The organism is Mycolicibacterium sp. HS_4_1, from assembly GCF_054515875.1.
This window is the reverse complement of sequence record NZ_CM137261.1, coordinates 2,771,748-2,793,272: the sequence shown is the minus strand read 5'-3', so window position 1 is coordinate 2,793,272 and position 21,525 is coordinate 2,771,748. Positions and strand designations below refer to the sequence as shown.

19 protein-coding genes are annotated in these 21,525 nt (G+C 67.6%); 6 read left to right on the top strand and 13 right to left on the bottom strand.

Annotated elements, in window-relative coordinates; genetic code table 11:
- Window positions 1–64: 64 nt before the first annotated feature.
- The 6 genes from tal to ACX12F_RS13335 all read left to right on the top strand — a co-directional run bounded on the left by tal (window position 65) and on the right by ACX12F_RS13335 (window position 6,303).
- A complete protein-coding gene (gene tal / locus ACX12F_RS13360) occupies window positions 65–1,174 on the top strand; it encodes a transaldolase (protein ID WP_459370001.1) in 1,110 nt (369 codons plus the stop codon).
- A 31-nt stretch (window positions 1,175–1,205) separates the two neighbouring features.
- Complete coding sequence (gene zwf, locus ACX12F_RS13355) at window positions 1,206–2,765, top strand: glucose-6-phosphate dehydrogenase (RefSeq protein WP_459370000.1); 1,560 nt, start codon at window positions 1,206–1,208, stop codon at window positions 2,763–2,765.
- A complete protein-coding gene (gene opcA, locus ACX12F_RS13350) occupies window positions 2,762–3,673 on the top strand; it encodes a glucose-6-phosphate dehydrogenase assembly protein OpcA (protein ID WP_459369999.1) in 912 nt (303 codons plus the stop codon). Before zwf ends, opcA begins: the two co-directional genes overlap by 4 nt.
- Complete coding sequence (gene pgl / locus ACX12F_RS13345; RefSeq protein ID WP_459369998.1) at window positions 3,666–4,400, top strand: 6-phosphogluconolactonase; 735 nt, start codon at window positions 3,666–3,668, stop codon at window positions 4,398–4,400. The genes opcA and pgl overlap by 8 nt, the downstream gene beginning before the upstream one ends.
- Before the next feature lie 2 nt (window positions 4,401–4,402).
- The gene (locus tag ACX12F_RS13340) at window positions 4,403–4,771 is read left to right on the top strand and encodes an ATPase (protein ID WP_459369997.1); all 369 of its coding nucleotides are present in this window, start codon (window positions 4,403–4,405) and stop codon (window positions 4,769–4,771) included.
- 116 nt (window positions 4,772–4,887) lie between these two features.
- On the top strand, window positions 4,888–6,303 hold the full coding sequence (locus ACX12F_RS13335) for an HNH endonuclease signature motif containing protein (protein WP_459369996.1): 1,416 nt from the start codon (window positions 4,888–4,890) through the stop codon (window positions 6,301–6,303).
- 56 nt (window positions 6,304–6,359) lie between these two features.
- Here the strand turns inward: ACX12F_RS13335 and ppc are convergent, their stop codons facing one another.
- The 13 genes from ppc to ACX12F_RS13270 form a co-directional block, all read right to left on the bottom strand.
- Window positions 6,360–9,167, bottom strand: coding sequence for a phosphoenolpyruvate carboxylase (ppc, locus tag ACX12F_RS13330; RefSeq protein ID WP_459369995.1), 2,808 nt, complete (start codon window positions 9,165–9,167; stop codon window positions 6,360–6,362).
- Window positions 9,168–9,171: 4 nt separating this feature from the next.
- Window positions 9,172–9,435, bottom strand: coding sequence for an MspA family porin (locus ACX12F_RS13325; protein WP_459369994.1), 264 nt, complete (start codon window positions 9,433–9,435; stop codon window positions 9,172–9,174).
- A 105-nt stretch (window positions 9,436–9,540) separates the two neighbouring features.
- Window positions 9,541–9,777: a preprotein translocase subunit SecG gene (secG, locus tag ACX12F_RS13320; RefSeq protein ID WP_267317321.1), complete on the bottom strand. Its 237-nt coding sequence runs from the start codon at window positions 9,775–9,777 to the stop codon at window positions 9,541–9,543.
- 31 nt (window positions 9,778–9,808) lie between these two features.
- Window positions 9,809–10,594, bottom strand: a complete 786-nt coding sequence (gene tpiA, locus ACX12F_RS13315) for a triose-phosphate isomerase (RefSeq protein WP_459369993.1) — start codon at window positions 10,592–10,594, stop codon at window positions 9,809–9,811.
- Window positions 10,595–10,597: 3 nt separating this feature from the next.
- A complete protein-coding gene (locus ACX12F_RS13310; protein WP_459369992.1) occupies window positions 10,598–11,824 on the bottom strand; it encodes a phosphoglycerate kinase in 1,227 nt (408 codons plus the stop codon).
- Between the two features lie 24 nt (window positions 11,825–11,848).
- Window positions 11,849–12,868 carry a type I glyceraldehyde-3-phosphate dehydrogenase gene (gene gap / locus ACX12F_RS13305; protein ID WP_459369991.1) on the bottom strand — a complete coding sequence of 340 codons (1,020 nt, stop codon included), beginning with the start codon at window positions 12,866–12,868 and terminating at the stop codon, window positions 11,849–11,851.
- 147 nt (window positions 12,869–13,015) lie between these two features.
- A complete protein-coding gene (gene whiA / locus ACX12F_RS13300; protein ID WP_029105256.1) occupies window positions 13,016–13,993 on the bottom strand; it encodes a DNA-binding protein WhiA in 978 nt (325 codons plus the stop codon).
- Window positions 13,990–15,072 carry a gluconeogenesis factor YvcK family protein gene (locus ACX12F_RS13295; protein ID WP_459369990.1) on the bottom strand — a complete coding sequence of 361 codons (1,083 nt, stop codon included), beginning with the start codon at window positions 15,070–15,072 and terminating at the stop codon, window positions 13,990–13,992. The genes whiA and ACX12F_RS13295 overlap by 4 nt, the downstream gene beginning before the upstream one ends.
- Complete coding sequence (rapZ, locus tag ACX12F_RS13290; RefSeq protein ID WP_459369989.1) at window positions 15,069–15,986, bottom strand: RNase adapter RapZ; 918 nt, start codon at window positions 15,984–15,986, stop codon at window positions 15,069–15,071. The genes ACX12F_RS13295 and rapZ overlap by 4 nt, the downstream gene beginning before the upstream one ends.
- Window positions 15,987–16,011: 25 nt before the next feature.
- A complete protein-coding gene (uvrC, locus tag ACX12F_RS13285) occupies window positions 16,012–18,039 on the bottom strand; it encodes an excinuclease ABC subunit UvrC (protein ID WP_459369988.1) in 2,028 nt (675 codons plus the stop codon).
- Between the two features lie 9 nt (window positions 18,040–18,048).
- Window positions 18,049–19,398, bottom strand: coding sequence for a UDP-N-acetylmuramoyl-L-alanine--D-glutamate ligase (gene murD / locus ACX12F_RS13280; RefSeq protein ID WP_459369987.1), 1,350 nt, complete (start codon window positions 19,396–19,398; stop codon window positions 18,049–18,051).
- Window positions 19,395–20,756, bottom strand: a complete 1,362-nt coding sequence (locus tag ACX12F_RS13275; protein WP_459369986.1) for a MurL-like N-terminal domain-containing — start codon at window positions 20,754–20,756, stop codon at window positions 19,395–19,397. Before ACX12F_RS13275 ends, murD begins: the two co-directional genes overlap by 4 nt.
- A complete protein-coding gene (locus tag ACX12F_RS13270) occupies window positions 20,753–21,496 on the bottom strand; it encodes a hypothetical protein (RefSeq protein ID WP_459369985.1) in 744 nt (247 codons plus the stop codon). Before ACX12F_RS13270 ends, ACX12F_RS13275 begins: the two co-directional genes overlap by 4 nt.
- Window positions 21,497–21,525: the final 29 nt, after the last annotated feature.

Below are 21,525 nucleotides of genomic sequence, written 5' to 3'. Positions count from 1 at the left end.
GTCGTGGACAACTGACGGCCCGCCGTCGCTGATAACTGATCCGCCGATCTAGGAGAGCATTCAGATGACTCAGAACCCGAACCTCGCGGCGCTGAGCGCCGCCGGTGTCTCCGTGTGGCTCGATGACCTGTCGCGTGAGCGGCTGCAATCGGGGAACCTCACCGAGCTGATCAATACCCGCAGCGTTGTGGGTGTCACCACCAACCCCTCGATCTTCCAGGCCGCTTTGTCGAAGGGCACGGCCTACGACGAGCAGGTGCACGAGCTGGCGTCCCGTGGCGCCGACGTGGACGCCACCATCCGGACCGTCACCACCGACGACGTCCGTAACGCCTGCGACGTGCTGGCCAAGGTGTACGAAGCCTCCGGCGGCGTCGACGGCCGGGTGTCCATCGAGGTCGACCCGCGGCTCGCGCACGACACCGACAAGACCATCCTGCAGGCCATCGAACTGTGGAAGATCGTCGATCGGCCGAACCTGCTGATCAAGATTCCGGCAACGCTGGCCGGCCTGCCGGCGATCACCGCGGTGATCGCCGAGGGCATCTCGGTCAACGTCACGCTGATCTTCTCGGTGGAGCGGCACCGCGCCGTGATGGACGCCTACCTGACCGGGCTCGAGAAGGCCCGCGAAGCGGGCCACGACCTGTCCCGAATCCATTCTGTCGCTTCGTTCTTCGTGTCCCGCGTGGACACCGAGATCGACGCGCGGCTGGAGAAGATCGGCGGCTCGGCGCTGGGCCTGCGTGGCAAGGCCGGCGTCGCCAACGCCCGGCTGGCGTACGCGGCCTACGAGCACGTCTTCGGCGGTCCGCAGTTCGAGAATCTCAAGACCGCGGGAGCCCGCGTGCAGCGTCCGCTGTGGGCTTCGACCGGTGTGAAGAACCCGGACTACCCCGACACGCTGTACGTCACCGAACTGGTCGCCGCCAACACCGTCAACACCATGCCCGAGAAGACCCTGGAAGCGGTCGCCGACCACGGTCAGGTCACCGGAGACACCATCTCCGGCACCGCCTCCGCGGCGCAGGCCGTCTTCGAGGAGCTGTCGGCGGTCGGCATCGACCTGGCCGACGTATTCAACGTCCTCGAGGTCGAAGGCGTGGAGAAGTTCGAGAAATCCTGGGGCGAACTGCTCGAGGCCACGCAGGGTCAACTCGACGCTTTGCGATGAGCGCTTGCGCGAAGAGCCGAGGACACAGGCAATGAGCGATAGCAGCGAGCGGCCGGCGGATTGGGTGAACCCCCTGCGGGACAAGCGCGACAAGCGCATGCCCCGCATCGCCGGCCCGTGCGCGGTGGTGATCTTCGGCGTCACGGGTGACCTGGCCCGCAAGAAGCTGATGCCGGCGATCTACGACCTCGCAAACCGCGGGCTGCTGCCGCCCTCGTTCGCCTTGGTCGGTTTCGCTCGGCGGGACTGGGCCGACGAAGACTTCGGTCAGGTCGTCCACGACGCCGTCAAACAGCATGCCCGGACACCGTTCCGGCAGGAGGTCTGGGACCGGCTCGCCGAGGGATTCCGGTTCGTGCAGGGCACGTTCGACGACGACTCGGCCTTCCAACGGCTCCGCGACACCTTGCACAAGCTCGACGAGGAACGCGGCACCGGCGGCAATCATGCGTTCTACCTGTCGATTCCGCCGAACGCGTTCCCGCAGGTGTGCGAGCAGCTGTCCACTTCTGGCCTGGCCAACAAGACCGACGGGTCGTGGAGCCGCGTGGTCATCGAGAAGCCGTTCGGGCACGACCTGGCCAGCGCCGAAGCGCTCAACGGGGTGGTCAACAGCGTGTTCCCGGAGTCGTCGGTGTTCCGCATCGACCACTACCTGGGCAAGGAAACCGTCCAGAACATCCTGGCGCTCCGGTTCGCCAACGAATTGTTCGAGCCGGTGTGGAACGCCCACTACGTCGACAGTGTGCAGATCACCATGGCCGAGGACATCGGCCTCGGCGGGCGCGGCGGCTACTACGACGGCGTCGGGGCGGCGCGAGACGTCATCCAGAATCACCTCCTGCAGCTGCTCGCGCTGACTGCACTGGAGGAGCCGGTCAACTTCTCGCCCCACGAACTGCAGGCCGAGAAGATCAAGGTGCTGTCGGCGACCCACCTGGCCGAGCCGCTGGAGGAGACCACGGCACGCGGTCAGTACGCCGGCGGTTGGCAGGGCGGGCAGAAGGTGGTCGGACTGCTCGATGAGGAAGGCTTCTCTAAGACGTCGACCACCGAGACCTTCGCGGCGATCACCGTCGAGGTGGACACCCGGCGCTGGGCCGGCGTGCCGTTCTACCTGCGGACCGGAAAGCGCTTGGGACGCAGGGTCACCGAGATTGCGTTGGTGTTCAAGCGGGCCCCGCACCTGCCATTCGATGCCACCATGACCGACGAACTCGGACAGAACGCTCTGGTGATCCGGGTGCAGCCCGACGAGGGGATCACGCTGCGGTTCGGTTCGAAGGTGCCGGGCCACCTCATGGAGGTCCGCGATGTCAGCATGGACTTCTCGTACGGTTCGGCGTTCGCCGAGGACTCCCCCGAAGCCTACGAACGGCTGATCCTCGACGTCCTGCTCGGCGAACCGTCACTGTTCCCGGTCAACGCCGAGGTCGAATTGTCCTGGAAGATACTCGATCCCGCGCTCGAACATTGGGCGGCGCAGGACCGCGCGGGCGGCCGGCCCGAGGCGTACGAGTCCGGTACCTGGGGCCCGGAGTCGGCGTTCGAGATGCTGCGGCGCAGCGGCCGCGAATGGAGGCGACCGTGATTCTCGATCTGCCCGACACCAACACCGGTGCGATCAACAAGAAGATCGTCTCCCTCCGCGAAGAGGGCGGCGCCATCACCCTCGGGCGAGTGTTGACCCTGGTGGTGGCACCGGACACCGAGGCCATCCTGGAAGAGGCCATCGACGCCGCGAACACCGCTAGTCGCGAACATCCGTGCCGCGTCATCGTGGTGATCCCGGGAGACCGTCTGGCCACCGAGGCCCGACTCGATGCCCAGCTCCGGGTGGGTCGCGACGCGGGCGCCAATGAGGTTGTGGTGCTGCGCCTCTCGGGGCCGCTGGCCAGCCACGCCAGCAGTGTCGTGACACCGTTCCTGCTCCCGGACACCCCGGTGGTCACCTGGTGGCCCGATGTGGCGCCGGCAGTGCCTGCGGCTGATCCGCTGGGCAAGCTGGCGATCCGCCGGATCACCGATGCCACCAATGGTGAAGACCCGCAGGTTTGCATCAAGAGCCGGCTGGCCGGATATACGTCGGGCGACACCGACCTGGCCTGGAGCCGCGTGACCTACTGGCGGGCGCTGCTCGCCGCCGCCCTGGACCAGGCACCGTATGAACCGATCACCGAAGCGCTGGTGTCGGGCCTGAAAGACGAACCGGCACTGGACATTTTGGCCGGTTGGTTGGCGGCCTGCATCGACGGGCCGGTGAAGCGGGCGGTCGGCGAGCTCAAAGTCGTCCTGACCAGGCCGACCGAGACCATCACGCTGAGCCGTCCGCAAACCGGTGTCACCGCTTCGCTCACGCGTACCGGCCGACCGGAGGCTCGTGTTCCGTTGGCACGCAGGGAAGCACGCGATTGTCTCGCCGAAGAGATGCGCCGGCTCGATGCCGACGAGATCTATCACCGCGCCCTGGTGGGCCTGGACAAGGTCGTATATGTCTGAGCAGATCATCGAAAGGTATTCCGACGCTGACGCTCTGGTGACCGCTGCGGGCGACCGACTCGTGGCGGCCATCAACGGCGCGATCGCAGCCCGCGGCGTGGCGTACGTCGTGCTGACCGGTGGCGGCACCGGCATCAAGCTGCTCAAGCATGTCGGCGGTCATCCCATCGACTGGACCAAGGTGCACCTGTTCTGGGGCGACGACCGGTTCGTCCCGGCCGACGACGCCGACCGGAACATCAAGCAGGCGCGGGAAGCACTGCTGAATTCCGTTGCCATTCCGGCGCAGAACGTGCACGCAATGGCCGCGAGCGACGGCGAGTTCGGCGACGATATCGACGCAGCGGCCGCCGCCTATGCACACGAGCTGGCCCGCGTGGCCGGGAACGGTTCGCCGACACCGGAATTCGACGTACACCTGCTGGGCATGGGCGGCGAGGGCCACATCAACTCGTTGTTCCCGCATACCGACGCGGTGCGCGAGACCGCGCGGTACGTCGTCGCGGTCACCGACTCCCCCAAACCGCCACCGCGGCGGATCACGCTGACACTCCCCGCAGTTCGACGTTCCCGGCAGGTGTGGCTGGTCGTCGCAGGCGCAGAGAAGGCCGACGCCGTGGCAGCCGCTGTCGGCGGCGCGCCAGCCGTTGATTTTCCGGCGGCGGGTGCGATCGGTTCCGAGGCGACCGTGTGGTTGCTCGATGCGGCCGCGGCGGCAAAACTGTAGGCATGGTCGACAAAGGCGATGGGCGGACCCGTCCGGTCGGCGGCCGCATCCGGACGCTCACCCAGGCGGCCCTCAACGCCGACGTGACCGTTTCCCAGGTCGATGCACTGTTGGTCGACATGGAAGGCACCCTCGCCACTCTCAGCACGCTGACGGGCGATCTCGACACCACGATGTCGCGGTTCAACGAGACCATCACCCAGATCGACGAGCTGGCGCCCCGCATTTTCGGCGTCGTCGATCGGATGGAGGCCATCGTGACGCGCGTCGAGGCCATCGTCGGAGTCGCCGAGACCGTCCTGTCGCCCATCACGGTCACCGAGAGCGCGGTACGTAGCGTGCTGAAGTCGGTTCGCGGCTTGATTCCGTAGCGCCGCCGCAGCGCGTCCAAAAAACTTTGGTCACTTTGTTTGCGCTGGTCACAGTAGGTAACTAGGACCACATCCGCCCCAGAGGATTGTCGGTGCATCGAACTAGTGTTCGAAGTATGGATATTGCCAGCAGCCTTGTCGAGGAGGCCTATGCCGACCTCGACGCGGTCCTGGCACGGGTCGCGTCCCTGGACTACGCCGGTCTGCCCATCGAAGTCTTGTTGGAGTTGCAGTCCCGCCGCGAAACCCTCAAATGCGCCGCCGAAGCGGTCGACCACCAGATCCTCGCCGCCGCCCAAACCCAGGCCACGGCCAAAGACATCGGCGCCAAAGACTGGCCCGAAGTCCTGCACATCCGGCACCGCATCAGCCGCGAGGAGGCCCGCCGGAGGGTCCGCGACGCCGACCATCTCGGGCCCCGGTCGGCGATCACCGGCGAACCCCTGGGCCCGGTGTGGGACCTGGTCGCCGCGGCCCAAGCCGACGGTGTCATCAACACCGAGCACATCGCGGTGATCACCGGATTCTTTGCGAAAGTTCCGTTGTGGGTGGACCCGGTCACGTTGGCGCAGTGCGAACGCGACCTGGTCGCCGCAGCCCGCTACAAAACCCCCGAGGAACTGCGCAAAGCCGCCGCCGACCTGCTGTACCGGCTCGACCAGGACGGCCCCGAACCTGACGACCACGAACCCGACCCCAAACGCTCCTTCGTCATGGGCAAACAGCAGCCCGATGGGCGCTCGGAAGTCAAGGCCAGCCTCGATCCGGAAGCCCGGGCCTACTGGGAGGCGTTGTTCGAAAAGTTGGCCGCGCCGGGGATGTGCAATCCCGACGATCCCGAACCGTGCATCTCGGGCACACCCACCCAAGCCCAAATCGACAACGACACCCGCACCGTGGCTCAGCGTCAGTACGACGCGTTCAAAGCGGTGGGCCGGATGATGCTGGCCTCCGGGCAGTTGGGCGAGCACAGCGGGCTCCCGGTGTCGGTGGTGGCGACCACGACGGTGCAGGAACTCGAACGCGGCGCCGGGGTCGCGGTCACCCACACGGGATCGAAACTGCCGGTGCGGGATTTGATCCGGATGGCCGGGCAAGGTGCCTACCATTATCTGGCGGTGTTCGATCAGCACACCAACATTGCGCTGTATTTGGGCCGGGCGCGTCGTACGGCATCCACCGGGCAGCGGATCATGTTGTTCGCGCGTGACCGTGGCTGCACCAAACCCAATTGCACCGCCCCGGCCTCGCGCTGCCAGGCCCACCACGTCAACACCGACTGGGGCGACGACGGCCCCACCGATATCACCAACCTCGCCCTGGCCTGCGGCTGCGACAACCGAGCCGCCCACGCTGGCGGCTGGAGCACCACCATGGGCCCCGACGGAAGAGCCCACTGGACCCCACCACCACTACTCGACATCGGCCAACCCCGCACCAACCAATACCACCACCCCACCCTCTACCCGCCCGAGAGCGAGGATGACGAGAGCGAGGACGCTGATGGTGAAAGCGACAGTCCCGCAAGCTAACCCGGCACCCCGCCACAGCACCTCGCGCCGCGACGGCAGTACCGCACGCGCCGCCGTTACCCGCTGTTGCGCAGTGCGGTGGCCAAGCCACTCATGGTCAGGAGGATGCCGCGTTGCACGAGTTCGTCGTCGTCGCCGGAGCGATAGCGGCGCAGCAGCTCGACCTGGAGATGGTTGAGCGGCTCCAGGTACGGGAACCGGTTGAACACCGACCGGGCGAGTGCGGGGTTGTCGGCGAGCAAATCCTCTTGTCCGGTGATCAAGGCGTGCATGCGGATGGTCCGCTCGTGTTCGGCGGCGATCTTGTCGAACACGCGGTGGCGCAACGCCTCGTCGTCCACGAGCTCCGAATAGCGCGCCGCCAAGCCGAGATCCGACTTGGCCAGGACCTGCGCCATGTTGGACAGCACAGTCCGGAAGAACGGCCATTTGGCGTACAGGTCCCGCAGTACCTCGAGGCCACCCTCGGTGTGCTCGATGAACTCCTCGAACGCCGTGCCGGTGCCGTACCAGCCGGGCAGCATCACCCGGGACTGGCTCCACGCCAGCACCCACGGGATGGCCCGCAGATCGGCGATCGAGGTGGTCGGCTTGCGTGACGTCGGGCGGCTGCCGATATTGAGCGCGCCGATTTCGCTGACGGGCGTCGACGCCTTGAAGTACTCGACGAATCCCGGTGTGTCGTGCACCAATTCGCTATAGGCCCGCTGGGCGCGGGCGGCGAGGTCGTCGAGCACGTCGTAGGCGGGGGCCGCCGCGTCGCCGAGCCCTTCGACGTCGAGCAGAGTCGACTCCAGGGTGGCGGCCAGCAGGGTCTCCAGATTGCGATGCGCCGCATGTGGTTCGGCGTACTTGGCGGCGATCACTTCGCCCTGCTCGGTGATACGCAGCGAGCCCCTGACCGCTCCTGGCGGCTGCGCGAGGATCGCGTCGTAGCTCGGGCCACCGCCGCGGCCGACGGTACCGCCGCGGCCATGGAACAACCGCAGCCGGATACCGGTCTTGCGGGCCGATTCCACGAGGTCGAGCTCGGCCCGGTACAGCGCCCAGTTGGCCGCCAGGTACCCGCCGTCCTTGTTGGAGTCGGAGTAACCGAGCATCACCTCCTGCTGCTCGCCCCGGGCGGTGACAATCGAGCGGTACAGCGGAATGGCAAGGGCCGCTTCCAGAATCGACGATCCGCGCTGCAGGTCGTCGATGGTCTCGAACAACGGGACGATGCCGACCGGGCTGTAGGGCTCGGGCCCCGCCGCGTCGAGCAGGCCCGCCTCCTTGAGCAACACCGCGGCCTCGAGCAGGTCGGACACCGACTGGCACATCGAAATGATGTAGTTCGGAATGGCCTGCGCCCCGAAGACCTCGACCGCCCGAGCGGCTGCCGCAACGATGTCGAGTTCCTTGCGGGCCAGTTCTGACAGCTGGGCATCGCGGCTCACCAGCGGCCGGCGGGTGGACAGCTCGGCGACCAGCACGGAAACGCGTTCGTCCTCCGGCAGCGATGCGTAATCGGGGTGCACACCCGCCCAGGCCAGCAGTTCGGCGACCACCTGCTCGTGCACTTCGGAGTTCTGCCGCATGTCGAGGCCGCACAGGTGAAAGCCGAAGACCCGCACAGACTCTCGGAGCCGGGCCAACCGGTCGTCGGCGACCACGCTGGAACCGCCGGCGCGGAGCGAGGCATCGATGACGTCCAGGTCAGCCAGCAGCTCGCCCGGTGTGGTGTAGCGCGGCAACCCAAGGTCCAGCTCGTGCTCGGGCTGCCGGTCGAGAATCTCGGCGGCGGTCGCGGTCAGGCGTCCGCGGAGCACGTGCAGCGCCTGGCGGTACGGTTCGTCGGCATGGGCCGGTTCAGGATGCTGGTCGGCCAGCACCTGCAACTCGTCACTGACGCGCACCAGCCGCGCCGACATCGACAGTTCGTGTTCCAGCGCAAGCAGTTCACCGAAGTAGCGGTCCAGCGCGGTGTAGGCCGCGCTGCCGCTCGCCAGCCGCACCACGTCACCGGTGACGTTGGGATTGCCGTCGCGGTCGCCGCCGATCCAGGATCCGGGCCGCAGGATCGGCGTCTCCAGCAGCGCGACACCTGGCCAGCGCGCCTGGAGCGCGGCGCGCACGTCGGCGTTGACCTGCGGGATGACGTCGAAGAACGCGGCCGGATAGTAGCGCAGACCGGTGGCGATCTCGTCTTGAATCTTCAACCGCGACAAGCGGATCAGCGCCGTCTGCCACAGGGTGAGAATGTGCCGCCGCAGCTCGGTCTCGATGTCGCGGTCGTCGCGCGTCAGCGAATGTCCGTGCAGTCGCAACCGCATCAGGTCGGTGATCCGGTTCTGGGTGTCGAAGATGGTGCGTCGCCGGGTTTCGGTGGGATGTGCGGTGATCACCGGTGAGACGAGCGCGCCGCGGAGCGCATCGGCGACCGCCGCCGCGTCCAATCCCCCAGCGCCATCGAGCTTGCGGTAGGTCGCGGCCAGGCTGCTGTTCTGCGGAGGCTCCCCGGCTGCCACGTGCACGGCACGCCGCCGTTCGCGGTGGATGTCTTCGGCAACGTTGGCCAGCAGCGCGAAGTGCGTGAACGCTCGGATCACCGGGATGGCCTGATGAATGTCGATGCCGGCGAAGAGCGCTGCCAGGTCGGCCCGGTCGATCTCCGACCGCCGCACCCGGAACGATTCCACTCGCGCTCGCTCGACGAGATCGAAGACCGCGTCGCCGTTCTGTTCGCGCACCGTGTCGCCGAGGATGGCACCGAGCAGTCGGATGTCTTCGCGCATCGGCTCGGTGGCCTCACGGCCCAGTTCGGTGCGCTGCACCGATCCGATCGGCAGCAGCGTGGTGTCGGGGGCGTTCGGAACCTCGGCCATCACATCAGTATCGATGGAGGACGCCCTTGCCGCAGGGCACGGCGGCCGAGCGGATCACGGTACCGGCAGCCCGACGGGCCCGGCCGGTGACGAAACCCTCGCGGATGAACGCGGTCGCGGCCATGTTGGGCACCGAGTCGACCGTCATCTGGATGAGCGAAACACCAAGGCGCCAGCCATCTTCGGTGTTGACGGCATGCCGGACGCCGGCGACCGGGAGTGGGTCGGCTCGAGCGGCACCGCCCGCGATGCCGAGCAGCGCCGGCACAGTACCCGCTGGACGCCTCCTGTAATGCTGCGAGAAGGCAAAAACAAACCGGCCACGCCTGGCAGGGCGTGGCCGGTTCGGAAAGCTGAGGCTGGGCGGCCGAATCTAGGCGCCGTACTTGATCTGCAGCGCGATGCCGATGATCGACACCAGCCAGATGCCGGTGATGAAGTACGTCAGGCGGTCCAGGTTCTTCTCCACCACGGTGGAGCCGGACAGGCTGGACTGCACACCGCCGCCGAACAGCGTCGACAGACCGCCACCCTTGGCCCGGTGGAGCAACACCAGCAACACAACCAACACGCTGGTGACGATCAACGTGATCTGCAGGGCCAAAATCATGACACACAGCTTACCGGGTGCCTGCGTGGTCTCACGGCAGCGGCCCACCTGCGGCGATCGCCGACAACATCGCGAACTGCTCGCCGTCGAGCGAGGCACCGCCGACGAGCGCACCGTCGACGTCGGGTTTCGCCACGAGTTCGCCGACGTTCTTGGCGTTGACCGAGCCGCCGTAGAGCACGCGCACGGTCGCGGCGATCTCCGGCGTGGCCATCTCGGCCAGGGTCGAGCGGATCGCGGCGCACACTTCCTGCGCGTCGGCGGCGCTGGCGACCCGGCCCGTGCCGATGGCCCAGACGGGTTCGTAGGCGATGACGACGTCGCCGATCTGTTCGGCAGAGAGCCCGGCCAGTGAGGCGGTGAGCTGACTGGTGCAGTGCTCGACGTGGTTCCCGGCCTCGCGGATGTCGAGCCCCTCGCCGATACACACGATCGGGGTCAGGCCGTGCTTGAGCGCGGCCTTGGCCTTGGCGGCGACCAGGGCGTCGTCCTCGTGGTGGTAGGTCCGGCGCTCGGAGTGCCCGACGACCACGAACGAGCAGCCCAGCTTGGCCAGGAACGCCCCGCTCACCTCACCGGTGTAGGCGCCGGAGTCGTGCTGGGACACGTCCTGTGCGCCGTAGGTGAGCAGGAGCTTGTCGCCATCGACCAGGGTCTGCACGCTGCGCAGGTCGGTGAACGGCGGCAGGACTGTGACGTCGACCTTCGCGAAGTACTTGTCCGGCAAGGCGAAGGCGATCTTCTGGACCAGGGCGATGGCCTCGAAATGATTGAGGTTCATCTTCCAGTTGCCGGCGATGAGCGGCTTGCGTGCCATGTTCTACGACTCCAACACGTCGATGCCGGGGAGGGGCTTGCCCTCGAGGTACTCCAGCGACGCCCCGCCACCGGTCGAGATGTGAGAGAAGCCATCCTCCGCGAGTTCGAGCTGGCGCACCGCGGCCGCCGAGTCGCCGCCGCCCACGACGCTGAACGCGCCCTTGGACGTCGCGGTGATGATGGCCTCGGCCACGCCCTTGGTCCCGTCGGCGAAGGCCGGGAACTCGAAGACGCCCATCGGGCCGTTCCAGAACACCGTCTTGGCGTTGGACAGCAGCGCGGTGAACCGTTTGACGGACTCGGGACCGATGTCCAGGCCCATCTTGCCTTCGGGGATGCGGTCGGAGGCCACGGTCTCCGGTTCGGCGTCCGCGGCGAACTTGTCGGCCACGACGATGTCGACGGGGAGGTGGATGACGTCGGCGTAGGTGTCCAGCAGGCGCTTGCAGGTGTCGATCATCTCCTCCTGCAGCAGCGAGGTGCCGACCGAAAGCCCTTGGGCCGCAAGGAAAGTGAAGCACATGCCGCCGCCGATGATGAGGCTGTCGGCCTTGGTGGCGAGGTTCTCGATGACCGCGAGCTTGTCGGAGACCTTGGACCCGCCGAGCACGACGGCATACGGCCGCTCGGTCGAGCTGGTCAGCTGCTCGAGCACCTTGACCTCGGCGTCCACCAGCGTGCCGGCGTAGTGCGGCAGGATGTTCGCGACGTCGTACACCGAAGCCTGCTTGCGGTGCACCACCCCGAAGCCGTCGGAGACGAACGCACCGGGCGAGCCGTCGGCGCCCTCGACCAGCGCCGCCAGCTCGCGGGCCAGGGCCGCACGCTCGGCGTCGTCCTTGCTGGTTTCGCGCGGGTCGAAGCGGATGTTCTCCAGCAACAGCACGTCACCATCGGTCAGGCCCTCGGCGCGGGCAAGCGCGTCGGTGCCGACGACGTCGCCGGCCAGCTGGACGTGCCGGCCCAGCTTCTCTCCGAGCGCTGCGGCGACCGGTGCGAGCGAGAACTTGGGGTCCGGGCCGCCCTTGGGCCGGCCCAGGTGGGCGGTGACGACGACCTTGGCTCCGGCGTCGGCCAGCGCGGCCAGCGTGGGGACGGAGGCGATGATCCGGCCCGGATCGGTGATGTTGCCGTTCTCGTCGAGTGGGACGTTCAGGTCGGAGCGGACCAAGACGCCCCGCCCCTCTACGCCTTCGCCCAACAGCTCATCGAGGGTCTTGATGCTCATACCTGTCTTTCTCTTACGTGCGATCTACAGCGATTTGCCGACCAGTGCGGCCAGGTCGGCGATGCGGTTGGAGTAGCCCCATTCGTTGTCGTACCACGAGACGACCTTGGCCTGGTGGTCGATGACCTTGGTCAACCCCGAATCGAACAGCGAACTGTGCGGGTCGGTGACGATATCGGACGACACGATGGGCGCGTCGTAGTACTTCAAAATCCCCTTCAGCGGCCCCTCAGCCGCCGCCTGCATCGCCGCGTTGATCTCCGCAGCCGTCGCCGACTTACCCAACTCCGCGGTCAGATCGGTCACCGAACCGGTGGGCACCGGCACCCGCAGCGCATACCCGTCGAGCTTGCCTTTGAGCTCAGGCAACACCAGACCGATGGCCTTGGCCGCACCGGTGGAGGTCGGCACGATATTGATCGCCGCCGCCCGCGCCCGCCGCAAATCCTTGTGCGGCCCGTCCTGCAGATTCTGATCCTGGGTGTAGGCGTGGATGGTCGTCATCAACCCGCGCACGATCCCGAACTCGTCATTGAGCACCTTCGCCAGCGGGCCCAGGCAGTTCGTGGTGCACGAGGCATTCGAGATGATGTTCTGGCTGCCGTCATACTTGTCGTCGTTGACACCCATCACGATCGTGATGTCCTCACCGGTGGCCGGCGCGGAGATGAGCACCTTCTTGGCCCCCGCATCCAAATGCCCCTTGGCCTTGGCCGCATCGGTGAAAATCCCCGTCGACTCCACCACGATATCCACACCGAGATCACCCCACGGCAACGCCGCCGGACCCTCCTTGACCGCCAACGCGCGAATTCGCGAGTTACCCACCACGATGTCGTCACCATCGAGGCTGACGTCATAGGGCAGCCGGCCGAGGATCGAGTCGAACTTGAGCAGATGTGCCAGTGACGCGTGGTCTGTCAGGTCGTTGACCGCCACGATTTCCAGATCGGTGTTGATGCCCGCCGCTTTTTGCGCGTCCAAGGCCCGGAAAAAGTTACGCCCGATGCGCCCGAAACCGTTGACGCCGATCCGAATAGTCACTGCTGTGCTCCTTCGCCGGTACTCCTGGACAGGTCATGCGGTGAATCCTCAGCCAGCCTAGTGCGGTGAGGAACCCCGCGTGCAGTACTCGACTCGCGCTCCGCGCGTCGGGTACGCCCCTGTCCGGTGACCACCGGCCGACGTGCGCTACGCGTCGTCGAGCAGGTCCGGGGTGACGGCCGACTCTGTGTCCGGAATCCCTTCCAGCTTGGCCTTGCGGTCGGCCATCGACAGCAGGCGCCGAATCCGTCCTGCCACAGCATCTTTCGTCATGGGCGGATCGGCGAGCCGGCCCAGTTCCTCGAGCGAGGCCTGCCGGTGCTCGACGCGCAACCGGCCGGCGGCCGACAGGTGATCAGGCACCGTGTCGCCGAGGATGTCGAGCGCCCGCTCGACCCGGGCCGCGGCCGCGACCGCCGCTCGGGCGGACCGGCGCAGGTTCGCGTCGTCGAAGTTGGCCAGCCGGTTGGCGGTGGCACGCACCTCGCGGCGCATCCGCCGCTCTTCCCAGTTGAGGCGAGTGTCCTGGGCGCCCATCCGGGTCAGCAGCGCGCCGATGGCCTCGCCGTCGCGCACCACCACCCGGTCGCTACCGCGGACCTCGCGGGCCTTGGCGCTCACCCCGAGCCGACGGGCCGCGCCCACCAACGCCAGTGCCGCCTCCGGTCCCGGGCAGCTGACCTCCAGCGCCGAAGACCGGCCGGGCTCGGTCAGCGAACCGTGCGCGAGGAACGCCCCGCGCCAGGCCGCCTCCGCGTCGCCGACGCTGCCGCCGACCACCTGGGCCGGCAAGCCGCGCACGGGCCGGCCGCGCAGATCGAGCAGCCCCGTCTGCCGTGCCAGTGCCTCGCCGTCCTGCGCAACGCGAACCACGTACCGCGTGCTCTTGCGGATGCCACTGGCCGACAGCACGTGCACGACAGCGTTGTACCCGTACAGGTCGTAGATGTCCTTGCGCAGCCGCCGGGCGATGCTGCCCAGGTCCACCTCGGCCTCGACGACGACGCGACCGGCCACGATGTGCAGGCCGCCGGCGAAGCGCAGCAGCGACGCCACCTCCGCCCGGCGTGCCGTCACCGAGTTGACGACAAGCCGGCTCAGCTCGTCCTTCACTTCCGACGTCATCGCCACGAATCGTCACCTCTTGGTCCTTCAGGGGTCGGCTGCTGACGGAATCCGTCGGCCGACCGTGCGGCGGGAGTGGATGGCTCGTATGCGGGCCGGGCCGGTGCGCTGCCATTGAGACGCACCCGCTCCAGCGCAGCCGCAAGTCGTGCCGGGTCATGTAAAGGTGTACCAGGTCGGGATACGTCAGCAAACTCGACCTGAGCCTCGAGAAACGCGGCCGCCCGGCGCAGTTGGTCGCGTTCGCGCTCACTGGGGACACTCGCCGCGTCGACGATGATGTCGTGCACCGTCAGGCCGGGGGCGTGCTGAGACAGCACGTGCACATGCCGTTCGGCCGAGAACCCGGCCGTCTCCCCCGGCTCGGCGGCGAGGTTGAGCACCAGTGCCCGCCGCGCCTCGGTCGCCTGCAACGCGGCCAGCAGTTGGGGTACCAGCACATGCGGGATCACGCTGCTGAACCACGAGCCCGGACCGAGCACCACGAGGTCTGCCGACATGATGGCGTCGACAGCCTGCCGGGTGGCGGGCGGATCGCCCGGCAGCAGCCGGACCCGGCGCACCTTGCCCGGTGTGGTGGCGACCGCGACCTGACCGCGGATCACGCGACTCATCCGCGGATCGGCCTCGAGCCCGGACACGTCGGCCTCGATCTGCAGCGCGATGGGACACATCGGCAGCACCCGGCCCTTGACCCCGAGGATCCGGCCGAGCTCGTCGAGCGCGGCGACCGGGTCGGCCAGCACCTCGTTGAGGCCGGCGAGCAGGAGGTTGCCGATCGGGTGACCGGCCAGCGCGCCGCTGCCGTTGAAACGGTGCTGGATGATGGTGGCCCACAACTGCCCGTGCGGACTGTCAGATGCCAAGGCCGCCAATGCCATTCGCAGGTCACCCGGCGGCACGATGTCCAGTTCGGAACGCAGCCGACCCGACGAACCGCCGTCATCGGCGACGGTCACGACGGCCGTCACGTGTGGCGTCAGCCGGCGCGCCGCCGACAGCGTCGCGTACAAACCATGTCCGCCGCCGAGCGCGACGATGCGCGCAGGTGCGCCGACCTCTTCACGAGCGGCCGTCATTCGCGCCCCAGATCCCGGTGCAACACCCGCACGGTCAGGTTGTCACCGCCACGCAGCCGGCCCGCCAGCGCTTCGGCGATCGCGACGCTGCGATGCTTGCCGCCGGTGCAGCCGATGGCCACGGTCATGTAGCGCTTCCCCTCCCTGCGATAGCCGTCGATCACAACCCCTAGCAGCCGATGGTAGGTGTCCACGAACTCGGCGGCGCCTTCTTGTCCCAGCACGTAGTCCCGAACCGCCGGATGCTGCCCGGTATGGGGCCGCAACTCGTCGACCCAATGCGGATTCGGCAGAAACCGGACATCCATGACGGTGTCGGCGTCCATCGGCAGACCATATTTATAGCCGAACGATTCGACCGTCACGCTCGTGCCGGTTGCCGCCTCCTCGCCGAAAGCCCGCTCGATGCTGGCGCGCAACGCCGGTACCGGCAGCGTAGAGGTGTCGATGACCAGATCGGCCGTCGCGCGAACCGACTCCAGCAATCTCCGTTCGGCAGCAATGCCTTCCGCGAGAGTCTGGTTGCCCTGGAGCGGGTGGCTGCGCCGGTTCTGCTCGTACCGGCGCACCAGGATGTCGTCGGACGCCTCCAGGAACAGCACCCGCGGGAAGACGCTGCGGGTCGCCAATTCGCGGCGAACGAAGTCCAGGTCTCCCGTGAAGCCACGGGACCGGACGTCCATGACCACGGCCAGCTTGGTGATGCGCGAACCGGCGGCCAGGCCCAACTCGACCATGCGGGTGATCAGCTCCGGTGGCAGGTTGTCGGCGACGTACCAGCCGAGGTCCTCGAGTACTTTGGCGGCGGTGCCGCGACCGGCACCGGACAGACCCGTGACCAGAACCACATCGATTTCACCGGCGGCGGCACCGGCCGCACCGTCCATCTGTTCGTCTGTCACGACCTCGTCCATCCCCCGCTGCTCATCTGCTGCGCGCTCACTCTGGTGTCCGATCATTGCCGATATCTGTCGGCGCCGCCCCCGAATCCGGCTGGGAATCAGCGATGCCGCCGGGGTCCGCCGACCGCAGAGCGTCGACCACCGCCTGAGCCGTGGCCGCACCGATGCCGGGGACCGCGGTCAATTCGTCGACGCCGGCCTCCTTGAGCCGCGCCACCGAACCGAAGTGGGTCACCAACGCTTTGCGCCGGTGCTCACCGAGGCCCGGGATCGCGTCGAGCACAGACGCCGTCATCCGCTTGGACCGCTTGCTGCGGTGATAGGTGATGGCGAACCGGTGGGCTTCATCACGGACCCGCTGCAGCAGATAGAGGCCTTCGCTGTTGCGCGGCATGATCAGCGGGTCCGGCTGTTCGGGAACCCACACCTCTTCCAGACGTTTCGCCAAACCGATGACCGCCACATCCGTAACGCCCAACTCGTCGAGCACAGTAGCCGCCGCATTCACCTGGGGCCCGCCGCCGTCGACCACGAACAGGTTGGGCGGGTACGCGAATCGCTTTGGCCGCGCCGGGGTTTCGGTGGTGTCGGCACCGTCGGTCTCGGCGCGGACCTGGGTGTCGGCCACGTGGCGTGCGAAGCGCCGGCGGGTCACCTCGGCAATGGACGCGACGTCGTCGGACCGGCCGTCGCCCGCGGCCTCACGAATGGCGTAGTGCCGGTAGTCGGATTTGCGGGGCAGTCCGTCCTCGAACACCACCAGCGAGGCCACCACATCGGTGCCCTGCACGTGGCTGATGTCGACGCACTCGATGCGCAGCGGCGCGTCATCGAGCTCCAGCGAATCCTGAATACTTTGCAGTGCTTCGGATCTGGCGTTGAAGTCGCCGGCCCGCTTGAGCTTGTGCTGCGCCAGCGCATCCTGCGCGTTGCGCTGCACGGTGTCGGCCAGGGCCCGCTTGTCGCCACGCTGCGCCACCCGCAGCTGCACCCGGGAGCCACGCAGACCGGACAACCAGTCGGCGAGTTCGTCCGCATTGTCCGGAAGTACCGGAACCAGAACCTCTTTGGGCACCGGGTTGGTGATCTCGTCGGTCGGCGCCGCGCCGCGCAGTTCGGCCTGATCGCCGTAGAACTGCGTGAGGAACTGACTCACCAGGTAGTCCTCACCCGATTCACCCGGCTCACCGGATTTCTCGATGACCCAGCCGCGCTGGCCACGGACCCGGCCGCCACGGACGTGGAACACCTGGACGGCGGCTTCGAGGTCGTCGTCAGCGAACGCCACCACGTCGGCGTCGGTGCCATCGCCGAGCACGACCGCCTGCTTCTCCAGCGCCCGTTTGAGCGCCGAGATGTTGTCCCGCAGCCGCGCCGCCCGCTCGAACTCCAATTCCTCGGCCGCCTCGGCCATCTGCTGTTCCATGTCCCGGGCCAGTCGGTCGGTCTTGCCGGCCAGGAAGTCGCAGAAATCCTCGACGATCTTACGGTGCTCAGCTGCGGTCACCCGGCCGACGCAGGGTGCCGAGCACTTGTCGATGTAGCCCAGCAAGCAGGGCCTGCCGATCTGGTTGTGCCGCTTGAACACTCCGTTCGAGCAGGTGCGCGCCGGGAAGACGCGGGTGAGCAGATCGAGCGTCTCGCGGATGGCCCAGGCGTGCGAGTATGGGCCGAAGTACCGGATGCCCTTACGTCGCGGCCCGCGGTACACGAACAACCGCGGGTACTCCTCATTGAGGGTCACCGCCAGGACCGGATACGACTTGTCGTCGCGGTACCGGATGTTGAACCGGGGATCGAATTCCTTGATCCAGTTGTATTCCAGTTGCAGCGCTTCGACTTCGGTCGTGACGACCGTCCATTCCACACTGCCGGCCGTGGTCACCATCTGGCGGGTGCGGGGCGCGAGCGCCGACAGGTCGGCGAAGTACGAGTTCAGCCGGTTGCGCAGGCTCTTGGCCTTGCCGACGTAAATGACCCGACCATGAGGATCCCGGAACCGGTATACCCCCGGTTCGAGCGGGATGGTTCCCGGCGCAGGCCGGTACGTCGATGGATCAGGCACTGTTACAGGTTAGTTCGGCTGGCTGACAGCATCGGAGACGCCGGTCTCGGCATCGATGAACTCGCAGAACGCCGCGGCCTTTGCCACGTAGTTGGCGAACAGGTCATAGCTGGCCGCGCCCGGCGACAGCAGCACGGCCGTCACGCCTGGTACCGCGGCCGCTGCCCGTACCGCCGCCCCCAGGCTGTCGACGGGGTGCACGGACTCCGGGCGTGCGGCGGCGAAGCGGCGCCCGATCGAGGTCCCGTTGGTCGGCCCCTGGATGAGGTGAACGTCACGCGCGCCGGAGAGCAGATAGTCGTCGATCTGGTCGTAGTCGAGCTGACGGTCCATGCCGCCGACGATGAGCGCCACCCGGTCGTCGGGGCGCATCGAGCGCAATGCGGCCACCACGCTCTCGCCCGTGGTGGCCAGGGTGTCGTCGATCCAGCGCACTCCCGGAGTGCGCCGCACCACCTGGAGCCGGTGCGGCAAGGCCTCGAATGTCGTTACCGCGCCGAGAAATTCGTCGTCGGTCACCGGCCGGCCCATCACCTCGGCGGCAGCAACAGCAGCCAGGGCGCCGTTGACGACGTTGTGCTCGTAGGCCATCACGTAATCGCCCGCCCCGAGACCAGCCTGGCTGCGCGCCGCCTCTTCCGCGTCGACGGTGCGCACCACCGGCGGCAGGGCGATGCCCAGACGATCGAGGACGCCGAGCACCTGCGGTGTGGTGACCAGAATCTCACCGCCGCAGGCGAAGATGTTGGCTTTCGCGCAGTGGTAGGCATCGATGTCGCCGTGCCAGTCCAGGTGATCCTCGAAGAGATTGGTGATCACCGAGATTCGCGGCGACGCGGTCACCAGGGCGCACTGTTGGCTGGACAGCTCGGCGACCACGACGGCGCCCGGCCCCGGTTCCAGGTCCGACAACGGCGTGCCGATGTTTCCCGCGACGACGGCGTCCGCGCCGAGCCGCCGCAGCAGGTGCGTCAGGAACGACGCTGTCGTGCTCTTGCCCTTGGTCCCGGTGACGCCGACGGTCTGGGTGGCGTACCGGCGCAGGTACCAGTCGGCGGCGCTGGACAACGTGCTGCCGGCAGCGCGGAGCTGGGTGAAAAACGGCTGATGCCACGGTATCCCAGGGCTGAGGAACACCACGTCGCACTCCGCGAGGCGGGCCAGGTGCTCGGCACCGCGCCACAGATTCAGATTGGCGATATCACCGGGCACGTCCAGGGTCCCCCGGCCCGCGTCGTCGACGGCGTCGATGCGCGCGGCACCCGCGGCGGCCGCGGTGCGGGCCAGCGACTGGCCCTCCTTGCCGAAACCCCAGATCCCGACCGCGGCACCGGCGAGGTCTGGACGCTGGGACGTCATCGACGGTCGTCCAGGGCGGCACGATAGCGCTCGGGCACGTACTGCACGGCGGGGCTGTCGTCGTGGTCGCCGGCGACGCGCTCCAAATCGGCTCGCGCGCTGCGGAACTCCTCGACCAGCGGCAGACCGGCCCACGATGCGTCGTCGAGAATGGTCAGCATCGACTCGGCGGCCTCGTAGTACTCCCCGACGCATTCGAACGGCTTGTGCGCACCGATGCCGAGGATGTCCTCGAATTCGGCGCGACTGTCGTTGTCCTCGAACAGGTTCCGCCCGAAGATCGCCTCCACCTCGGCGCGGCCCAGGCGCGGCGCCATCAGCACGAACACGAACTGGCACTTCGGGCAGTGGCCGCACCAGGTGGCACCACGCCGGCCGGCATCGAGCGCGAACGGCCGGTTACAGCTGATGAAAGCGCGGAAATACTGGGGGCTGGCGGCGAACCGATCAGCGATCTGCGACTCCGACAGACCGCGCAGCAGCGAGAAGTAGCGGTCCGGGTTCAGCCCGTACGCGGCGAGGGTGTCGCGCAGCAACGTCTCGTAGGTGACGCTCTTGGACCACTGATGGTTGATGTCCTGGCCCATCCATTCGACGTTGCCGACGTTGGACGAACGCTCGTTGGATAGCACCACGGGTCCCAGGCCGTTGGCGTCCGACACGATCAAACCGATGATGCTGTTGATCGCGGTGACCGGGATGTGTCCGTTGTAGGCGCCGGCCGCGTTGACGTCGATGAGGGTCCGGTCGATGGTCCGCATGACGCGCACGTGCGGCAACCCGCTGATCTCGATGCACCGGTCGATGGGGTCGAATTTGTTCACGTTGAACAGCACCGGCTGCAGCGGGGTGAGGGCTTCGATGGTCACCACCGAGTCCTTGCCGCCGCCGACCGGCACCAGCGGCGCCGCGTCGGGATTCCAGGTGTCGGGCTGCGGTTCGGGGATTTCCGGGGCGAGCGAAGCGACGGGAGAAGCATCGGCGCGGTCGCCGGTGATCTCCGGGCTCAGCGCGCCGGGCAGGTTGTTGCGGTAGGCGTATTCACCGAGGCCGCCGGCCAGCACCTGGCGCAGATAATCCCGTTCGAAATCATAAGTCGCGAAGGCGATTTCGATCTGTGGCGGCGCGGCGGCCTTGTAGTAGCTCAGCGAGCAGGTCAGCGTCAGCAGGCGCAGCAGCCGGTCGTCGGGCCGGCCACCGCCCAGGCTGTCCCGGAAATCGACGGTCTCGGCGAAGCTGACGTCGTCCGCGGAATCGGCCCCGCACATGGTGTAACGCCCGTGGAACACGCCGCCCTCGACGTCGAAGCCGTCGATGCGAAACGACTTGTAGGACTGGGGGACAAAAGGTTTGGTCACAGCTGCTCCAGGAACGGCGGGTAGGCGGAATCAACGGGGACGGTGCGGTCGCCGAGCCCGGCAACGGGCTGGATGCGGTACTGCGGCGAGATCCACCAGGCGTGACGCACCGCGTCGACGGGGACCTCATCTCGGCGCGCGACAGGACGCAGAACACCGCAGGTCTGCAGTTGATCGAGGATCGAGACGGGCTCGGGATTCTCGACACCGACCGGTTCGCCACCGACGTCGAGCACCAGAGCGCCGGCCACGGGCGGGGTGACGTCAGGACCGGATGCCATCGCGTCCGCGCAATCTTGTTCGGCCAGCCGGCGCTGCAGCAGGTCCACGGCGCCCAGGCTGGTCGTCCGGGCCGCCATCCGCAGCCACCGCTCGTCCGTCTCCGCCGGTGCGGTCCAGTCACTGACGCGCCGGCCGATGCGCACCGGACCGGGTGCGTAGACCTGGGAAGGCGTGCCCGTCACCGCGCACCGACCGCCGTCCATGATCGTGACCGTCGCGGCCACCAACTGCCCCGAGAAGTGAGCCACCGCGGCGCCGAGGTCAGCCTCGGACGGCATGGCCAGCCCGAAGTAGTCCGCGGGTTCGGCGAGGTACTGCCACAACCACGCCATGTCGACGGTCCGGCCCTGGTAGATCGGCACGGTCACCGTCGGGTAGGCACCAAGGCGGCCGACCAGTTCGGCGGGTGCGATCGCCACGACGTCCTGCGGCGGCGAAGGCATGCGAAAATCGGTCACTATCAGCAAATTCTATCCCATGAGAGGGC

What these genes read in the sequence shown, in the direction of transcription:
- secG (WP_267317321.1), bottom strand. Translation starts at nt 9,777, where the DNA reads ATGATTTTGGCCCTGCAGATCACGTTGATCGTCACCAGCGTGTTGGTT.
- whiA (WP_029105256.1), bottom strand. Translation starts at nt 13,993, where the DNA reads ATGACGTCGGAAGTGAAGGACGAGCTGAGCCGGCTTGTCGTCAACTCG.
- ACX12F_RS13310 (WP_459369992.1), bottom strand. Translation starts at nt 11,824, where the DNA reads ATGAGCATCAAGACCCTCGATGAGCTGTTGGGCGAAGGCGTAGAGGGG.
- pgl (WP_459369998.1), top strand. Translation starts at nt 3,666, where the DNA reads ATGTCTGAGCAGATCATCGAAAGGTATTCCGACGCTGACGCTCTGGTG.
- tpiA (WP_459369993.1), bottom strand. Translation starts at nt 10,594, where the DNA reads ATGGCACGCAAGCCGCTCATCGCCGGCAACTGGAAGATGAACCTCAAT.
- murD (WP_459369987.1), bottom strand. Translation starts at nt 19,398, where the DNA reads ATGACGTCCCAGCGTCCAGACCTCGCCGGTGCCGCGGTCGGGATCTGG.
- ACX12F_RS13295 (WP_459369990.1), bottom strand. Translation starts at nt 15,072, where the DNA reads ATGACGGCCGCTCGTGAAGAGGTCGGCGCACCTGCGCGCATCGTCGCG.
- rapZ (WP_459369989.1), bottom strand. Translation starts at nt 15,986, where the DNA reads ATGGACGAGGTCGTGACAGACGAACAGATGGACGGTGCGGCCGGTGCC.
- zwf (WP_459370000.1), top strand. Translation starts at nt 1,206, where the DNA reads ATGAGCGATAGCAGCGAGCGGCCGGCGGATTGGGTGAACCCCCTGCGG.
- ACX12F_RS13340 (WP_459369997.1), top strand. Translation starts at nt 4,403, where the DNA reads ATGGTCGACAAAGGCGATGGGCGGACCCGTCCGGTCGGCGGCCGCATC.
- ppc (WP_459369995.1), bottom strand. Translation starts at nt 9,167, where the DNA reads ATGGCCGAGGTTCCGAACGCCCCCGACACCACGCTGCTGCCGATCGGA.
- ACX12F_RS13335 (WP_459369996.1), top strand. Translation starts at nt 4,888, where the DNA reads ATGGATATTGCCAGCAGCCTTGTCGAGGAGGCCTATGCCGACCTCGAC.
- tal (WP_459370001.1), top strand. Translation starts at nt 65, where the DNA reads ATGACTCAGAACCCGAACCTCGCGGCGCTGAGCGCCGCCGGTGTCTCC.